We start from the raw sequence: 16,269 nt of genomic DNA, 5'->3' as shown, positions 1-16,269 counted from the left end.
TTATATACAGACCACCGAAAAAAAGCAATCTCAAAGCGTCTTCTTCATGTAATAATGTGTATGTCCCTTTGGTGCATTGGTAAGCGTACCGAATATTTCATAGCCCTGCTTTTCATAAAAGCCCGGTGCCTGAAAATCAAACGTATCCAGCTGTGCCATATAACAGCCTGCTGCTTTCGCTTCTTCTTCTACTTCTTTTAACAGTCTGGCAGCAATGCCCTGTCCCCGGTAATTCTCCGCCACCCATACAGACTCAATCGACAGTATGTTCCAGAGGATACTGCATGCCAGCACACCGCCGACCAGTTCATTTTTTTCATTATAGGCGCAGCGGCAGAATTTAACAAAAGGCTCCCCTTGTCTGCAGGGAACCTTCCGTAAATTATATGCAACCAGCTGATCGTCTAATTCTTCTTCGTCTGCAACGGACGGAGCATCAAACCGGAAGCGATTATTCATGACATGCCTCACATTTGCAGCCGGGGCCTTTTTCGAGCATTTCCTTTGCGGTATGCCATCCGAGACAGGCACATTTTACACGCGCAGGCATATGCGCCACATCCGCCAGGATCGAGGATTCCTCCAGCTCGTCCATTTCCTCCTCCGAAGCCTTGCCCTGAATCATGCGCAGGAAAATATCTGCCAGGCGCAGTGCTTCATCCTTGGATTTGCCGATAATCAGATCGAGCATCATATCTGCAGATGCCTGCGACACCGCACAGCCGTCTCCCTGAAATGCGCCGTCTACGATCTTGTCATCTTCTACCTTTAACAGCAGGACGATGTCATCCCCACAGCTGGGATTTACACCCTCCAGCGCCATGTTTGCACCCTCCAGGGTGTGCTTATGATAAGGGTGTACATTATGCTCTGTCAGACTCTCATTGTAAAAGGTCTTACTCTCCATACCCCATTCTCCTTCTCAGTGTTTTGAGGCTCTGCGTAAAGCGCAGAACTTCTTCTTCCGTATTATAAAAAGCGAGGCTCGCACGTGTCGTGGACGGTGTTTTTAAATACGCCAGCAGCGGCTGTGCACAGTGATGTCCCGCGCGGACAGCGATTTTATCGGAATCCAGAATCGCAGCCACATCATGGGGATGCACATCCTGAACCGTAAACGCCAAAATACCATGATGATCTTCGGGGCGGTCGGAGCCGATGATATGCACATACGGATTCTTCTTCATCTCTTCCATTGCCAGCGCTGTCAGCTCATCCTCACGCTTTGTGATCTCCTCAAAACCGATTCCTTCGATATAACGGATCGCTTCGCCCAGCGCATACGCGCCTGCAGCGTTGACGGTTCCCGCCTCGAATTTATGCGGCACCTCAGCATAGGTTGCACCGATGCGGGTCACATATTCAATCATTTCGCCGCCGGTCAGGAAAGGAGGCATTTTTTCCAGCCACTCCATCTTGCCGTACAGCGCACCAATTCCCATCGGAGCCAGCATCTTATGTCCGGAAAAGGACAAAAAATCCACATCCAGCTCCGCCACATTGACCGGCATATGCGGCACACTCTGCGCGCCATCCGCTACCAGTACGATGCCCTTTTCGTGACAGAGGCTGGCTATGCCTTTGATATCGTTGACACAGCCTAACACGTTGGACATCTGGGTAATTGCCATAATTCTCGTCTTTTCCGTCAGGACAGCTGCCACGTCTTCCAGCGTGATTTTGCCGTCTTTGGAGCATTCCACGAACTTTAACTGTGCTCCGGCACGTTTTGCCGCATGCTGCCAGGGCAGCAGATTGCTGTGATGCTCCATAATGCTGACTACCACTTCATCTCCGGGTTTCAGCAGCAGGCTTCCCAGGCTGTAAGCGACCAGATTCAGGCTTTCCGTTGCATTTCTCGTAAAAACGATCTCTTCCGGACGGGCTGCACCAATAAAGTGCTGTACCGTTTTGCGGGCATCTTCATAACATTTCGTCGCATTCTCACTCAGTTCATATAGGCCGCGCAGCGGATTCGCATTATGGCATTCATAAAACTCCCGTTCTGCCCGCAGCACGCACGCAGGCTTCTGGGAAGTCGCCGCACTGTCCAGATAGGTCAGATCCGGATTTGCCAGAAGCAGTGGAAAATCTTCACGAATTTTCTTCACATTCATCAGCTGCATCTCCTCCCAGATAAGCTCTTACCAGTTTCTGCGCAGTTTCATCCGGAATCTTCTGGCATACCGCTTCGATTCTCGCATCCGCCATCAGTGCATATGCCTGTTCCTCCGAAATCCCGCGCGCCTGCATATAAAACAGCGTCTCTTCATCCAGTTGTCCGATCGATGCGCCATGGCTGCCCTTGACATCCTCTTCCGCACAGAGAATCAGCGGAATGGTCTGATTTACCACATCGTCGCCCATCAGCAGCACATCTTCTTTTTCTGCTCCGACAGATTCTGCTGAGCCGTGCTGAAAGTCGATCGTTCCGCGGAACAATTTCGAAGACGCATCCTTCAATACGCCGGACGCATTGATCTCGCTGTTTGTACGTTTTCCCTCATGCAGCGCCACATAGTTCATGTCCAGACGCTGATCGTCCTGTAACAGATAACCGATATCGGACTGCAGGGAGCTTTCATTTCCGAGAAGCTCTGTCCGGCATCCCTGATAAATCTTTCCGCCGCCCAGGAAAATGTGCACCATTTCAATGCGTCCCTGATCCTCGCAGATGCTTCCGACATCATTTAAAACACGGAACCCTTTGCCGAGGCAATCGATCTGAACGAGACGCAGCAGTGCGCCTTTTCCGACCTTTGCGCGGGTTCTCACGCTGCAAAGTCCCTCTGCATCTGCATCGGATGCATAATCCATCACAACGGTCATCTCGCTGTTTTCTTCTGCAATCAGATCGATCAGATCCAGACTTGCAGTCTGATCCTTACAGACAAAGCCAAGACGCAGCGCAGCTGCCTCTTTTATGCCTGCAGGCATCCGGTAAGCTTTTGCTGCAAAGCCTGACTGCTCTGCCAGCTTGTCCATGTCCGGTCCCATACCGGTTTTGATCGGTTCCAGTGTGCTTGCTTCTACCGCAAACGTTTCCGGAATTTCTTCTTTTTCCAAAGCCTGTCTGTCTGCTTTTACCTGCTTTACTTCCGTTTCATTCATCCGAAGCCAGTTCCAGGTCTTTGCAGGCAGGAAATTTATTTTCATATCCATGTTGATTCCTACTTCCTCTCATTTCGCTGCAGATTCGTTTTCCTGCAGCCTTACCCGATGCTGCCTTTCATTTCCAGACGGATCAGATTGTTCATCTCGACCGCATATTCCAGCGGAAGCTCTTTCGAAACATTATCCGCAAAGCCGCTGACGATCATCGCTCTGGCATCTTCCTCGGAAAGTCCTCTGGACATCAGATAAAAGACTGCTTCGTCGCTGATCTTGCCGATCTGCGCCTCATGTCCGATATCCGCATCCTTTGTCCGGATATCCATTGCCGGAATCGTATCCGATCTGGAACGGTCATCCAGCATCAGGGACTCGCAGGAAACGGAGCTCTTGCTGTGCTTTGCCTGCTTTGTAACTACAACGCTGCTACGGAACGTGCTCACGCCGCCGTCCTTGGAAATCGATCTCGTATTCATATAGGAAGAAGTGTTCGGAGCGCTGTGTACGACCTTCGCGCCGGTGTCCAGGTTCTGACCTTTGCCTGCAAAGGTAATGCCGGTAAATTCACTTCTCGCGCCTTCGCCAGCCAATAAGCTCGTCGGGTACAGATAGGAAACATGGGAACCAAAGGAACCGGATACCCATTCAATCGTGCCGCCCTCTTCTACCTTTGCCCGCTTGGTATTTAAGTTATACATGTTCTTCGACCAGTTCTCGATTGTCGAATAACGCAGCTTCGCATTTTTGCCGACATACAGCTCTACACAGCCCGCATGAAGGTTTGCAACATTGTATTTCGGTGCGGAACAGCCTTCGATAAAGTGCAAATACGCGCCCTCTTCAACAATGATCAGTGTATGCTCAAACTGTCCTGCACCGGGCGCATTCAGTCTGAAATAGGACTGCAGTGGAATCTCCACATGCACACCTGCCGGAACATATACGAACGAACCGCCGGACCAGACCGCGCCGTGCAGTGCCGCAAACTTATGGTCTCTGGGCGGAACCAGCTTCATGAAATGGCTATGCACCAGCTCGGCATATTCTCCGGTCAGCGCGCTTTCCATATCCGTGTATACAACGCCCTGTGCAGCAACCTCTTCACGCACGTTGTGATAAACCAGCTCAGAATCATACTGTGCGCCGACGCCCGCCAGGGAGGTACGCTCTGCATCCGGGATTCCCAGTGCCTCAAACGTATTTTTGATATCGGTCGGAACCTCGGACCATTTCGCACTCATCTGCGTGTTGGGGCGTACATAGGTAACAATCTCGTCCATATTTAAGTCTTCGATAGACGGGCCCCAATCCGGCATCGTCATTTCATTATATACTTTCAGGGCTTCCTGACGAAATTCGCGCATCCAGTCCGGATCGTGTTTTTCTTTCGAAATCTGATCCACGATTTCCGGTGTCAGTCCCTCTTTGACCCGATATACATCTTTCTCTTCGTTTCGGATGTCATAGATGCTTCTGTTGACATCCTCCACATAAGTCTTTTCTTTCATGGGATTCTCCTTCTTGGACGCTTCTTATTCCTGATGTCCGATATATTTTTCAAAACCGTTTTCGTTAATATCCTCCACAAGGCTGCTATCGCCGGACAGAATCATCTTTCCGTCTGCCAGCACATGCGTCACATCCACATGCAGGGATTCCAGAATTCTCGTGCTGTGTGTAATTACCAGCAAGGAGCCCTGCTGATTCTTCTGGAACTCTTCGATTCCCTTGGATACGGTGCGGACTGCATCGACGTCCAGACCGGAATCGGTTTCATCCAGAATCGCCAGATCCGGTTTTAACATCAGAAGCTGCAAAATCTCCGCCTTTTTCTTTTCACCACCGGAGAAGCCAACATTTAAATCACGGTCTGCATAGGAATGATCCATCTGCAGTACGTCCATTGCTTTCTTTAATTCTTTGCGGAACTCCCACGGACGGATTCTCTGTCCGGTGCGCTGTTCCAACGCATTTCTCAAAAAGTTCCCGAGGGTAATACCGGGAACCTCCAGTGGGTTCTGGAACGATAAAAACAGACCAGCCTTCGCACGCTTGTCTGTGGATTCCTCTGTAATATCCTGTCCCTTGAACCAGATCTGACCGTTTGTCAGCTGATATCTGGGGCTTCCCATCAGCGCATAACCCAGTGTGGATTTACCGGCACCGTTTGGGCCCATCAGGACATGTGTTTCTCCTCTGTTTATCTCAAGGTCAATGCCGTGAAGGATCTCTGTGTCCTCTACGTTGACTACTAAATTCTTTACCTGCAGCAGCTGTTCTGACATAACTTCCTCCGTTCTTCACAGGTCTTTGTCTCTGTTTTTCGTCCCTGCGACTGTCTTCCTGGTTAACTCCTACTAACTTTGTAGGGTTTGCTGTAGATTATCATAATGGAATCTTTCCCAAAATGCAAGCATTAAATCCTACAAAATTACAGGGATATCGGGCAACGGTTTGGCATTCCAGACAAAAAGGTCGGGAAATGCGCTCCACAGACAGTCTGTGAGACATTTCCCGACCTTGCTTTTAATACTTTTTATAGATAGGAATTCTTTACCTCGTTCGTAAAATCCTACTCCGCGCGCACCCCTTCTTTGTTCAGATCTGCGATAAACATGGCATCCCCAAAAGAGAAAAATCTGTATTTCTCCTTTACCGCCTCTTCATACGCCTTCAACACATGGTCTCTTCCTGCAAATGCGGATACGAGCATCACCAGTGTCGATTCCGGCAGATGGAAGTTTGTAATCAGCCCGTCCATCACCTTGAACTTGTAGCCCGGATAGATAAAGATATCCGTATTGCCGCTGCAGGCTTTCATATGTCCGTCCGCTTCCGCAGCGCTCTCTACAGTACGACAGCTCGTCGTACCGACACAAATCACACGGTTTCCGGCTGCTTTGGCACAGTTGATTTTATCCGCCGCTTCCTGGGTCACCTGATAAAATTCTGTGTGCATATGGTGTTCCAGCACGTTGTCGACCTTGACCGGACGGAATGTGCCAAGTCCCACATGCAGCGTGACATAGGCAATATCCACACCCATCGCTTCTACCTGGGCAAGCAACTCCTTTGTAAAATGCAGTCCTGCTGTCGGCGCAGCTGCAGAGCCTTCAAATTTTGCATATACCGTCTGATAACGGTTTTTGTCCTGAAGCTTATGGGTAATATAGGGAGGCAGCGGCATTTCACCGAGGGAATCCAGCACCTCTTCCCAGATCCCATCATAAAAGAACTTCACCAGACGATTTCCATCTTCCTCCACATCCAGAATCTCTGCACGCAGACGTCCGTCGCCAAAGACGACCTTTGCACCGGGACGCAGTTTTTTGCCGGGCTTTACGAGGGTTTCCCAGACATCGTTTTCCATCCGCTTTAACAGCAGGATCTCTACAGCGGCTCCCGTATCCTCCTTTGCACCAAGCAGACGCGCCGGAATAACCTTCGTGTTGTTTAAAACCAGACAGTCGCCCGGTTTTAAGAACGAGCAGATCTCTTTAAAAATATGATGTGAGGTCGCCCCCGTCTGTCTGTCCATAACAAGCAGGCGGGATGCGCTCCGATCCTCCAGCGGATCCTGTGCGATCAGCTCCTTCGGGAGGTCAAAATAATAATCCGAAGTTTTTAAGCCTTCCATTTCCATTACAGGCACGCTTTCTCCAAAAATGCAACATAGCCGCATTTTGTCTCATAAATATCTGCCTTGCTGGTAGCTTCCCACGGTGCATGCATGGAAAGAACTGCAACACCGCAGTCGATTACGTTCATGCCGTACAAAGCAAGAATGTAAGCAATTGTTCCGCCGCCGCCGACATCGATCTTGCCAAGCTCAGCGGTCTGGAATGCAACGCCGGACTCCTCCATGATCGCACGGATATGTGCAACATATTCTGCGTTTGCATCATTGGAGCCGGATTTTCCGCGGGCACCTGTAAATTTATTGAACACCATGCCGCGTCCGAAGAACGCTGCGTTTTTCTTTTCAAAAGCAGACGCATAAGAGGGATCAAATGCTGCGCTTACATCAGAAGAAAGCATATCAGAGGCTGCCAGACATCTTCTGACATTTAATTCACTGTATTCGCCGACAAGATTTAACACCTCTGCCACGGTATTTTCGAAGAAACGGGACTGCATGCCGGTTGCGCCGACGCTGCCGATCTCTTCTTTATCTACCAGGATGCAGCATGCGGTGCGCTCCGTCTGACCAATTTCCAGCATCGCTGCCAGAGAAGTAAATGCGCATACTCTGTCGTCCTGACCATAACCAAGCACCATGCTTCTGTCCAGGCCTGCTTCTCTTGCCTTGCCGGCCGGTACAACTTCCAGCTCTGCGGACAGGAAATCCTCTTCCTCAATGCCATACTGCTCCGCCAGAAGCTTCATCACGCCAGCCTTTACCGCCTCTTTTTCTTCTCCTGCCAGCGGTCTGCTGCCGAAGATTAAGTCAAGCGCTTCGCCCTCGATGACCTTGGAAGCCTTCTTTTCCATCTGCTCTGCAGACAGGTGGATCAGCAGATCAGAAATGAAGAATACCGGATCGTCTTCGTTTTCACCGATATTGATCTCTACGATGGAGCCGTCCTTCTTTGCAACGACGCCGTGCAGCGCCAGAGGCAGGGTTACCCATTGATATTTCTTGATACCGCCGTAATAATGAGTATCCAGGAGGGCAAAATCGGAATCCTCATACAGAGGGTTCTGCTTGATGTCCAGTCTGGGGGAATCGATATGTGCACCCAGAATGTTTAAGCCTTCGGTCATCGGCTTTGTTCCGATCTGGAACATCACAACCGTCTTGTTCATCCATACCGCATATACCTTGTCGCCTGCAGAAAGCTTCTTGCCCTCTTTCATCAATTCGGGCAGCTCGCGGTATCCTGCCGCTTCAATCTGGTTTACAATCGTATCGACACATTCCCGCTCTGTTTTACCGTTGTCAAGAAAATCCATATAGTCTTTTGCCAGCGCATCTACCTTTGCGCTTTTGGCTTCGTCATAGCCTTTCCAAGCATTTTTGCGTTCCATTATTTCTTTATCTCCTTACGTTTGTTCTTGTTACCGAGCACCGAGGCTACCAGCCTCTTGGCACGCGGCACTTCCTCATCGTGAATCCGGAAGGTGCAAAGAGCCTTTTCCCCGACTCCAAACAGTTTTGAAAAAAATCCCTGCTTTTCGAAACGGCAGGAATAGGAAATCCGGTTTGCCAGAAGAATTCTCTCGATCTGCTCCTTTGTCCCCATATCGTATACCTTGCAGAAATCCACTTCATTATTCACCGTTCCGAGCGCGGTCGTTTTTTTCTCCATATATTCCTCCCTGTCCGATGTTCCATACGCAGAGCCCTTTTTGCTGCAAAACGGCATCAGGGCTCTGCTTACGTCCTTTTATTACTGTCTTAATTCAATGCCAAGCTGTTCCAGACCATTTAAGATCTTCTTCATTGCCGCTGTGATTTCTACATCCTCCAGCGTCTTATCCTTTGCACGGAAGGTCAGGGTATAAGCGATGGACTTATAGCCTTCCTTGATCTGTGTGCCCTCGTAAATATCAAATAACGAGTAGCTTTCCAGAATCTTGCCGCCGCGCTGTGCCAGAATCTTTTCAATCTGACCTACCAGAACGGTTCTCGGTACAACCATACTGATATCTCTGGTCACTGCAGGATATTTTGCGATGCCCTCGTACTTGCGGTCGAAGGATGCAAAGCCGTCCACTGCAGGCATATCCAAAACTGCCACATAGGTTCTCTGTCCGATGCCGTAGTTTGCCATTACCTTCGGATGTACTTCACCGAGATAGCCGATTACGGTTCCATCATAAACAACGTTTGCCTGACGGCCGGGATGCAGCCACGGCTTCTGTGCGTTCGGATCGTACTCCGCTTTCTTCTTCATACCGATGTGCTCCAGAAACTCTTCGATAACACCCTTCATCGTGAAGAAGTCGCCTTCTCCGTAAAAACCGAGCGTAAACTGCATGCGCTCGTCCGGAAGCTCTGTCAGAGGCAGCGCCTTGGGCAGATAAATGTTGCCCATCTCATATAAGCGGACGTCCTTGTTTCTGCGGTTATAGTTGGTTGCAAGGCTTGTCAGCATGCCGTTTAACGAAGTGGTACGCATGATGGAATAATCCTCGCCCAGAGGGTTTAAGATCGTTACAGTCTTGCGCAGCTTACTGTCTGCCGGGATCAGCAGCTTATCGAACACTTTCGGGCTTTCGAACGAATAAGACATACCCTGGGAGAAGCCGCAGTATTCTGCGATATCCCTTGCCTTCTGTTCAATTCTTTCTTCGAAGGAAAGCTTACCGGTTGTCGCTTCGCCGGAGGGCAGGGTGGTCGGGATCTTGTCATAGCCGTAGAAACGTGCTACTTCTTCTGCGATATCGGCAAAGCCTTCCAGATCCTGACGGAACGAGGGAACAACAATTTCGTTGGCAGCTTCGTCATATGCAAGCTCGATGCGTCCGAAGTACTCCAGCATCTGCTCTTTTGTGATATCTGTTCCGAGGAAACGGTTGATCTTTTCGGGCTCAAACGGGATTCTGCGCAGGGGCTTGATCGGCTCGCATACATCTACCATGCCGCCTACTACCTCGCCGCAGCCCAGCTCTTCGATCAGCTGGCACGCTCTGTCGATTGCTGCTTCTGCATTGACCGGATCCAGACCTTTTTCGAAAATACCGGAAGCCTCGGTACGCATACCGATTCTCTTTGCGGATTTCCGGATGTTGGGACCGTTGAATGTTGCAGCCTCGAATAAAACGGTGTGCACATCGTCTGTGATCTTGCTGTTTTCGCCGCCCATGATACCAGCGATGCCGACTTCTTTTTCCGCGTCGCAGATCATCAGAACCTGATTGTCCAGCTTGCGGATCTGACCATCCAGCGTCTCGAACTCATCTCCGTCCTTTGCACGGCGGACGATGATCTTATGTCCTGCGATCGTGTCCAGATCATATGCATGCATCGGCTGTCCGTACTCTGCCATAACGTAGTTCGTGATGTCTACCAGGTTATTGATTGGCCGGATACCTGCTGCAGCCAGACGTCTCTGCATCCACTTCGGGCTCGGAGCGATTTTGATATTTTTGCAGACCCTTGCGCAGTAACGGGTGCACAGATCGGTATCCTGTACTTCTACGTCCACATAATCGTGTACATTTTCGCCGTTTTCGTGTACTTCCACAACCGGGGGAATGAACGGCTTTCTGAAGGTTGCAGCCGCCTCTCTTGCGATGCCTAAAATGCTGTAGCAGTCTACACGGTTGCTGGTGATTTCATATTCAAATACGGTGTCATGCAGACCGAGCGCCTCTACTGCGTCTGTACCGACTTCTACATCGTCGTCGAAAATGTAAATACCGTTCTCCGGTGCTTCCGGATACATGTCGCGGCTGCTGCCCAGCTCCTCGATGGAGCACATCATACCGTCGGACTCAATGCCTCTTAACTTGCCGGCCTTAATCTTAATGCCATCCTCCGGCAACGGACTGCCGTCATGACCGCCTGCAACCTTACCGCCGTCTAAAACGACCGGAACCTTGTCGCCTTCTTTTACATTAGGTGCGCCGGTTACGATCTGAATCGTACGGTCGCCTACGTTAACCTGGCAGATAATCAGTTTGTCTGCATCGGGATGCTTTTCGATCTTCTCAATCTGTCCGATTACGATCTTTTCCAGGTTTTTATCCATGCGCTCATAGCCTTCTACCTTGGTGCCGGTCAGCGTCATGGCGTCAAAATACTCCTGATCGGTGCAGGAAAGGTCGGGCACATATGCTTTAATCCATGATAATGCTGTATTCATCTTCCTCTTTCTCCTTCCCGTTAAAACTGCTTTAAGAATCTGATGTCATTTTCATAAAGCAGACGCATATCGTCGATTTCGTATTTCAGAAGGGCGATACGCTCCAGACCTACGCCGAATGCAAAGCCGGAGTATTCTTCCGGATCGATATTGCACATCTTGAGTACCTTGGGATGTACCATACCGCAGCCCAGGATTTCAATCCAGCCGGAGCCCTTACAGAACCTGCAGCCCTTACCGCCGCACTTAAAGCAGCTGACATCTACTTCTGCACTGGGCTCTGTAAACGGGAAATGATGGGGACGGAATTTTACTTTGGTATCTTCACCGAACAGCTCTTTTGCAAACTCTGCAAGCGTGCCCTTTAAATCGGAAAATGTAATATTCTTATCGATAACCAGACCTTCGATCTGATGGAAGGACGGAGAATGGGTTGCATCCACTTCGTCGGAACGGAATACTCTGCCGGGCGCGATCATACGGATCGGCAGCTTTCCCTGTTCCATGGTACGAACCTGAACCGGAGAGGTCTGGGTACGCAGGACGATTTCCTCATTGATATAGAAGGTATCCTGCTCGTCTCTTGCCGGATGGTCCTTCGGGATATTCAGCGCTTCGAAGTTGTAGTAATCCTTCTCGACTTCGGGACCGCGAACCACTTCGTAGCCCATGCCAACGAAAATTCTCTCTACCTCTTCCAGAGCAATCGTATTGGGATGACGATGTCCAACGGAATTTTTCTTTGCAGGCAGGGTAACGTCAATAACCTCATTCTTTAAACGAGCTTCCATTACACGGTCTTCCAGCTTTGCTTTTTCAGTTTCCAGCGCTGTTTCAATTTCAGCGCGCACTTCATTGACCATCTGTCCAACCTTCGGACGGTCTTGTGGCGCAACCTCCTTCATGCTCTTTAACAGCTCGGTCAGGGCGCCCTTTTTACCCAGTGCGCTGACTCTTACCTCGTTGAGCTTATCCAGGTTCTCGGAGGCGTCGATCTGTTTCAAAATCTCTTCTCTGATTTTTGCCAGTTTCTCTTTCACAGCAAACTCCTTTCTGTCAGATAGCCGTTTTTCTTCTGTGCGGCCTTCTACTTTCCCGGGACCTTCCTTTGATTATTGTAAACAGCAAAACTGCCCTGCAATTTTTACTGTCATGCCCAATAGAATCCTTTCTATTAGCTGAATAAAAAGAAAGCCCCTGGTTTATTAAACCAGGGACGAAAAAATTCCGCGGTACCACCCTTGTTCCCGCCATCGGCAGGCACTCATTGCAGACGTAACGTGTCCTGTGCGTTCCGACCTACCCAAAAGCACTGACAGCAGGCTCTCTTCAGCCGAACAGCTCCGGTGGGAAATTCGTATCCGATCCTGCTGGAAAAGCTCTCAGCCACTGGCTTCTCCTCTCTGCCGGTACAGGAAATACTACTGACACCTTCATCGCCTTTACGCCTTATTGTAAAAAATCCATCCCGAAAAGTCAATACTATTTCTCGAGAATCTCTCTTCGAAACGGAACAGCAAACCGGTTGATGTGTGCCCCGACTAACAGCAGATACATACAAAAATACAACCACATCATCACGACGATGATTGTAGAAAGGCTTCCGTATACGCCGAAATCATTGAACCGCTCTATGTATGCCGAAAAGCCCCAGGAAAACAGGTTCCAGCTTATCGCCGTAAACAATGCACCGGGAAACTGCTTCGTCAGTTTCAGCTTCACATTTGGCACATAGGCATAGATCACCATAAACACCAGCGTCAGGATGCCCCAGGAAAACAGCGGTTTAAAATGCATCGCTATGGACATCAGATGATCCAGTATCGGGATCCTGTCGTTTAAAAGACGTACCAGCGTTGTTCCAAAGACCATGAAAACGAGAGAGAGCAAAAGGACGATCAACAACAGAATCGTATAAAAAGATGCCAAAATCCGCTGCACAAAATAGTTACGATCCTCCACAACGCCGTTCATCGCATTTAAGCCGCGCATGATGGACAGCATGCCTTTGCTTGCCGACCATACAGTTACGATCGCTGCGACGCTCGTAACGCCAACGGTGCTGTTATAGAGCGACTCGATCAGGCTGCTCATCATCGGCACAATCGGCGATGGCATGACCTCTGACACCGCCTTTAACAGGTCGGATTTCTGCAGCGTCGTCAAGGGCAGCAGGGAACACAATAAAATAATAATCGGAATGATCGACAAAAACATAAAGTATGCAGAGCTTGATGCAAATGCATTGACATTTGATTTTGACATATGCCTGCCAAACCCTGTAATCAGCCGGATTTTCTTTTTCATAAACAGATCTTTTCCTTTCCGGTTTTCATTTTGCGGTGCGTCGCTGCGTGGACTTTTCAGGAAATCATTTTTAACTGACATCCTTTATAAAAGAACGTCAAAATTTCTTCTGCGCTGACAGACGCCTCCGCCATATGCTTCGCCCCATTCTGGGACATGCCGATTCCGTGCCCGTAACCACCGCCAATTAAAGTATATCCTATCATAAAGCCGTCCGTTTTAAAAGTGCTGACTTGAAAAAAGCTGCTTGGTAAAAGCGATGTTACCGCTGCCGCGCTCCCATCCTGTCTGACCGCCTGTGTTTTTCCGTCGCACAGCACATACCGGATGCTGTATTCCGACTGTATCCGTACCTGTCCGTTTTCGCTTTCGATCAAAAGCTCCTGCGCCGCGCCGCCGCTGCTGCGTTTTGTAACACGGATTTCCCGGATTTTCCCTGTGTTTTCAGACAGTTTCGTGCGCTCCTTTACTGCATTCCATTCTCCAGCTTCCCCAGGCACGAACACACACTGTCCATCCGCTTGTGCCCGTATCCATACCCTTTCCCAGAGTGCCTTTTCATCAACGGTTTCTGCCCTATAGCTCCAACGGTACCACGGCTCTTCTTTCTCATAAAAATCGCCGTCCCTCTGCCCCAAAAACGCTTCCATTACATCCGACTGCTCCAGCAGCTGCGCCTGCTGCAAAATCGGTGCCATCGCAGCAACGCTTTCCTGTCCGCCAAGCTGTCTCGTCAGCTCCATGTTTCTTTCGTCGATCGCCTGCGCACACAGATACGGATATGCTTCTGCCCGGGTCCCTCTCCAGACCGACAAATCCGTGCCATAGCCGCAGGACGTGGAATAATAATAGGTCTGCGCCGGCTCCTCCCCGTAAAATAATACCTGTCCGGACGTCTCCTTGACCGCCTGTGTCGTCTGCCCCTGCTCTGCAAGATTCTGATACACCTGAAACGCCGTGCTGTCATCCACATGCGCCCCATACTCCGGTAATCCGGCGCGCTGCAGCCTTTCATATGCATAGGTTCTGGCACAGATCGCCTGGCTCTTTAACGCTTCCAGTGGATAAGACGCCGGCATTTCGCCCGGCACGACCCCATAAAGGTATTCTTCCAGCGGCAGCTCGTTGATTACAACAATTCCATCCTCCCGGCGCACCAGTTCGAGCCTGCCGCGGTAGTTTGCCTGCCCCTGTGCCCGCTCCACGCCGGATAACATCAGATGCCCGGTCAGGATTTTCGGTTCGATTGTAATCCGCCCGGTCTGATCAAGCAACGGAGAATCCCGCGTAATGACAAGACGCTGACCTTTTTCGAGCGTGGTAAGCTCGTTCTCGACGTTCCAAATCCTACAATCACAGTCCGCGAAAAGCTCCACGGCCTGATGTACGCTGTTTGCATAGCCAGACGTCTTAATCAGCACGCGAATGGTTTCCATCTTTTCTTCCCGCACCGCCAGCGCTGCCTCAATCGTTCCGTCCTCCACTACAAAATCCGTAAACCCATAGCCGATTTTCAATTCTCCGATGTCCATCTGTGAAAGCCGCCCATACAACCGATAACACTGCAGATCCTCCGAAAAAGGAATCGTCCCGTGACCTTCGATTTCTGCGCCGTTTCGCGACACGCCGAGCAGCCGTCCGGAAATCTTGTCTGGCTTTTGACACACAATGACAGGCTTTCCTGTTTCAAACGTCAGATCACAGACTGCTTCGGAAAGTTGTGCTGTATCTGAAACCACCGTCGTACTTTTTCTGTCCCTTTTCCAATCCGATTCTCTGTTTTCTTCTGTCCTCTGTCCCTCCGCAGAATCTGTTTTTACTTCAACTGCCGCCGCGCCGGAAAATTCACAGTCTTTCCAGAACCCGTGTATGCTCTGTCCGGTCGTCTCGATCATCCAGACATTTTTTAATATGACCGGTTCCGTTAATCTATTTCGAACTGCATACAGGCAATCCTCCCTTACGATCGCACGCACTGGACAAAACTGCATGGATTCTGTCAAAAACGTTGCCGACGCAGCCATCCGGACACCGTTCTGCGTCAGGATGCGCAGCTCTGTTTTCTGGCTCTGCGCATCCTTTTTGCCACCGGAAGCAGTCCCCATTTCGCGCATCAGAGCAGCTTGCGCGCTTTCTTGCGCATCTCCCGGTCCATTTTCATCCCCCTTCAAAATGCCCAACACTACGACCGTCTCCTCCCGAATCCTTCCGGCAGCATCATACTTTCTTTTTGCCCGGTCGAACCAGTCGTACCAGTCCGCTTCCTCCACCCGCTCAGTCCCCGTATACGCACCGCCTAAAAATAACTCCCGGCTGCCCGGCAGGCAGGAAAAATACTGTTTTGCCTGGGTCCACGTCAAATAGCCGTCGTCAGATTCCGCCTGAAATTTTTTCATCAAATCCAGTACCTGGTCGGGGGTTGACCGACTGCCGGCAGCATGCGCAGATACTACAGCCGCCTGTGTATTATCCCCGTCAAACTCCTGCGCAGCATCGGTTGTCTCTGCGACCGCCTGTGTCGGCTGCTCCTGCCTACAGTCTGCAAGAAGCCAGACCATATGGCCTGCGTCCTCGATCCCGATATAGCTGTCCTGTTTTTTTTCACCCGTCAGCAAAAACTGATCTGCCGTCTTTTTGCACAGCCCAAATAAAAAAACGGCACCGATCAGAACCGCCGCCAGTTTCCCCAAAAGACGCCTGCGCGCCTGTTGTCTCTTCCTGCGTTCCTGAAACGACTCCCGTCTTTCCATTTGATTTTATCACTCCCATAAAGTTTTCTTACAAAAGATAAAGAGACAACCCTTCCGGATCGTCTCTTTATCTTTTGTATCCCCCAAAATGCCGCCTCCCATCTTCTGACTCCTAGCCAAGGCCAGGTGGGTAACCGCAACCGGCGCTTCTGCCTTCCCCTGCGCAATGAGGGCCTGACATCTACCCGGCAATATAGGAATCCCGTTTAAAGTAAATGTAGGTTCAAAACAACAGGAGTTCTCGTACATTTCAGGTTGTTTTCATTATATCCAATTCATCCCGAAAATAC

The 16,269-nt window shown here is 50.1% G+C and carries 13 protein-coding genes, 1 other RNA gene and 1 other annotated feature; all 14 genes read right to left on the bottom strand.

Going from position 1 to position 16,269, the window contains the following annotated elements:
• Nucleotides 1–30: 30 nt before the first annotated feature.
• The 14 genes from ACLTOQ_RS13215 to ssrS all read right to left on the bottom strand — a co-directional run bounded on the left by ACLTOQ_RS13215 (nucleotide 31) and on the right by ssrS (nucleotide 16,239).
• Nucleotides 31–459 carry a GNAT family N-acetyltransferase gene (locus ACLTOQ_RS13215; protein WP_021915357.1) on the bottom strand — a complete coding sequence of 143 codons (429 nt, stop codon included), beginning with the start codon at nucleotides 457–459 and terminating at the stop codon, nucleotides 31–33.
• Complete coding sequence (gene sufU / locus ACLTOQ_RS13210) at nucleotides 452–907, bottom strand: Fe-S cluster assembly sulfur transfer protein SufU (RefSeq protein ID WP_021915358.1); 456 nt, start codon at nucleotides 905–907, stop codon at nucleotides 452–454. Before sufU ends, ACLTOQ_RS13215 begins: the two co-directional genes overlap by 8 nt.
• A complete protein-coding gene (locus tag ACLTOQ_RS13205) occupies nucleotides 897–2,117 on the bottom strand; it encodes an aminotransferase class V-fold PLP-dependent enzyme (protein WP_412319621.1) in 1,221 nt (406 codons plus the stop codon). The genes sufU and ACLTOQ_RS13205 overlap by 11 nt, the downstream gene beginning before the upstream one ends.
• On the bottom strand, nucleotides 2,095–3,162 hold the full coding sequence (locus tag ACLTOQ_RS13200) for a SufB/SufD family protein (protein WP_412319620.1): 1,068 nt from the start codon (nucleotides 3,160–3,162) through the stop codon (nucleotides 2,095–2,097). Before ACLTOQ_RS13200 ends, ACLTOQ_RS13205 begins: the two co-directional genes overlap by 23 nt.
• A 50-nt stretch (nucleotides 3,163–3,212) precedes the next feature.
• Entirely contained in the window at nucleotides 3,213–4,619 is a 1,407-nt protein-coding gene (gene sufB / locus ACLTOQ_RS13195; RefSeq protein ID WP_412319619.1) for a Fe-S cluster assembly protein SufB, read from the bottom strand.
• Between the two features lie 24 nt (nucleotides 4,620–4,643).
• A complete protein-coding gene (gene sufC / locus ACLTOQ_RS13190) occupies nucleotides 4,644–5,396 on the bottom strand; it encodes a Fe-S cluster assembly ATPase SufC (protein WP_021915362.1) in 753 nt (250 codons plus the stop codon).
• 287 nt (nucleotides 5,397–5,683) lie between these two features.
• Nucleotides 5,684–6,754, bottom strand: coding sequence for a tRNA preQ1(34) S-adenosylmethionine ribosyltransferase-isomerase QueA (gene queA / locus ACLTOQ_RS13185; RefSeq protein WP_021915363.1), 1,071 nt, complete (start codon nucleotides 6,752–6,754; stop codon nucleotides 5,684–5,686).
• Nucleotides 6,754–8,139, bottom strand: coding sequence for an aminopeptidase (locus ACLTOQ_RS13180; protein WP_021915364.1), 1,386 nt, complete (start codon nucleotides 8,137–8,139; stop codon nucleotides 6,754–6,756). Before ACLTOQ_RS13180 ends, queA begins: the two co-directional genes overlap by 1 nt.
• Nucleotides 8,139–8,420 (bottom strand): hypothetical protein, encoded by a 282-nt coding sequence (locus tag ACLTOQ_RS13175; protein WP_021915365.1) that lies wholly within the window; start codon nucleotides 8,418–8,420, stop codon nucleotides 8,139–8,141. Before ACLTOQ_RS13175 ends, ACLTOQ_RS13180 begins: the two co-directional genes overlap by 1 nt.
• 81 nt (nucleotides 8,421–8,501) lie before the next feature.
• Complete coding sequence (pheT, locus tag ACLTOQ_RS13170) at nucleotides 8,502–10,922, bottom strand: phenylalanine--tRNA ligase subunit beta (RefSeq protein ID WP_412319618.1); 2,421 nt, start codon at nucleotides 10,920–10,922, stop codon at nucleotides 8,502–8,504.
• Nucleotides 10,923–10,942: 20 nt separating this feature from the next.
• Nucleotides 10,943–11,962, bottom strand: coding sequence for a phenylalanine--tRNA ligase subunit alpha (gene pheS / locus ACLTOQ_RS13165; protein WP_412319617.1), 1,020 nt, complete (start codon nucleotides 11,960–11,962; stop codon nucleotides 10,943–10,945).
• Between the two features lie 169 nt (nucleotides 11,963–12,131).
• Nucleotides 12,132–12,368, bottom strand: a binding site (T-box leader).
• Between the two features lie 36 nt (nucleotides 12,369–12,404).
• On the bottom strand, nucleotides 12,405–13,229 hold the full coding sequence (locus ACLTOQ_RS13160) for a YihY/virulence factor BrkB family protein (RefSeq protein ID WP_021915368.1): 825 nt from the start codon (nucleotides 13,227–13,229) through the stop codon (nucleotides 12,405–12,407).
• Nucleotides 13,230–13,285: 56 nt separating this feature from the next.
• Nucleotides 13,286–15,979 (bottom strand): SpoIID/LytB domain-containing protein, encoded by a 2,694-nt coding sequence (locus ACLTOQ_RS13155; RefSeq protein WP_412319615.1) that lies wholly within the window; start codon nucleotides 15,977–15,979, stop codon nucleotides 13,286–13,288.
• A 76-nt stretch (nucleotides 15,980–16,055) separates the two neighbouring features.
• Nucleotides 16,056–16,239: non-coding RNA, 6S RNA (gene ssrS, locus ACLTOQ_RS13150), on the bottom strand.
• Nucleotides 16,240–16,269 lie beyond the last annotated feature (30 nt).

Origin of the sequence: Gallintestinimicrobium sp. (genome assembly GCF_046968865.1) — a bacterium.
Classification (GTDB): Bacteria; Bacillota; Clostridia; order Lachnospirales; family Lachnospiraceae; genus Gallintestinimicrobium; species Gallintestinimicrobium propionicum.
This window is presented reverse-complemented; position numbering and strand designations above follow the sequence as displayed.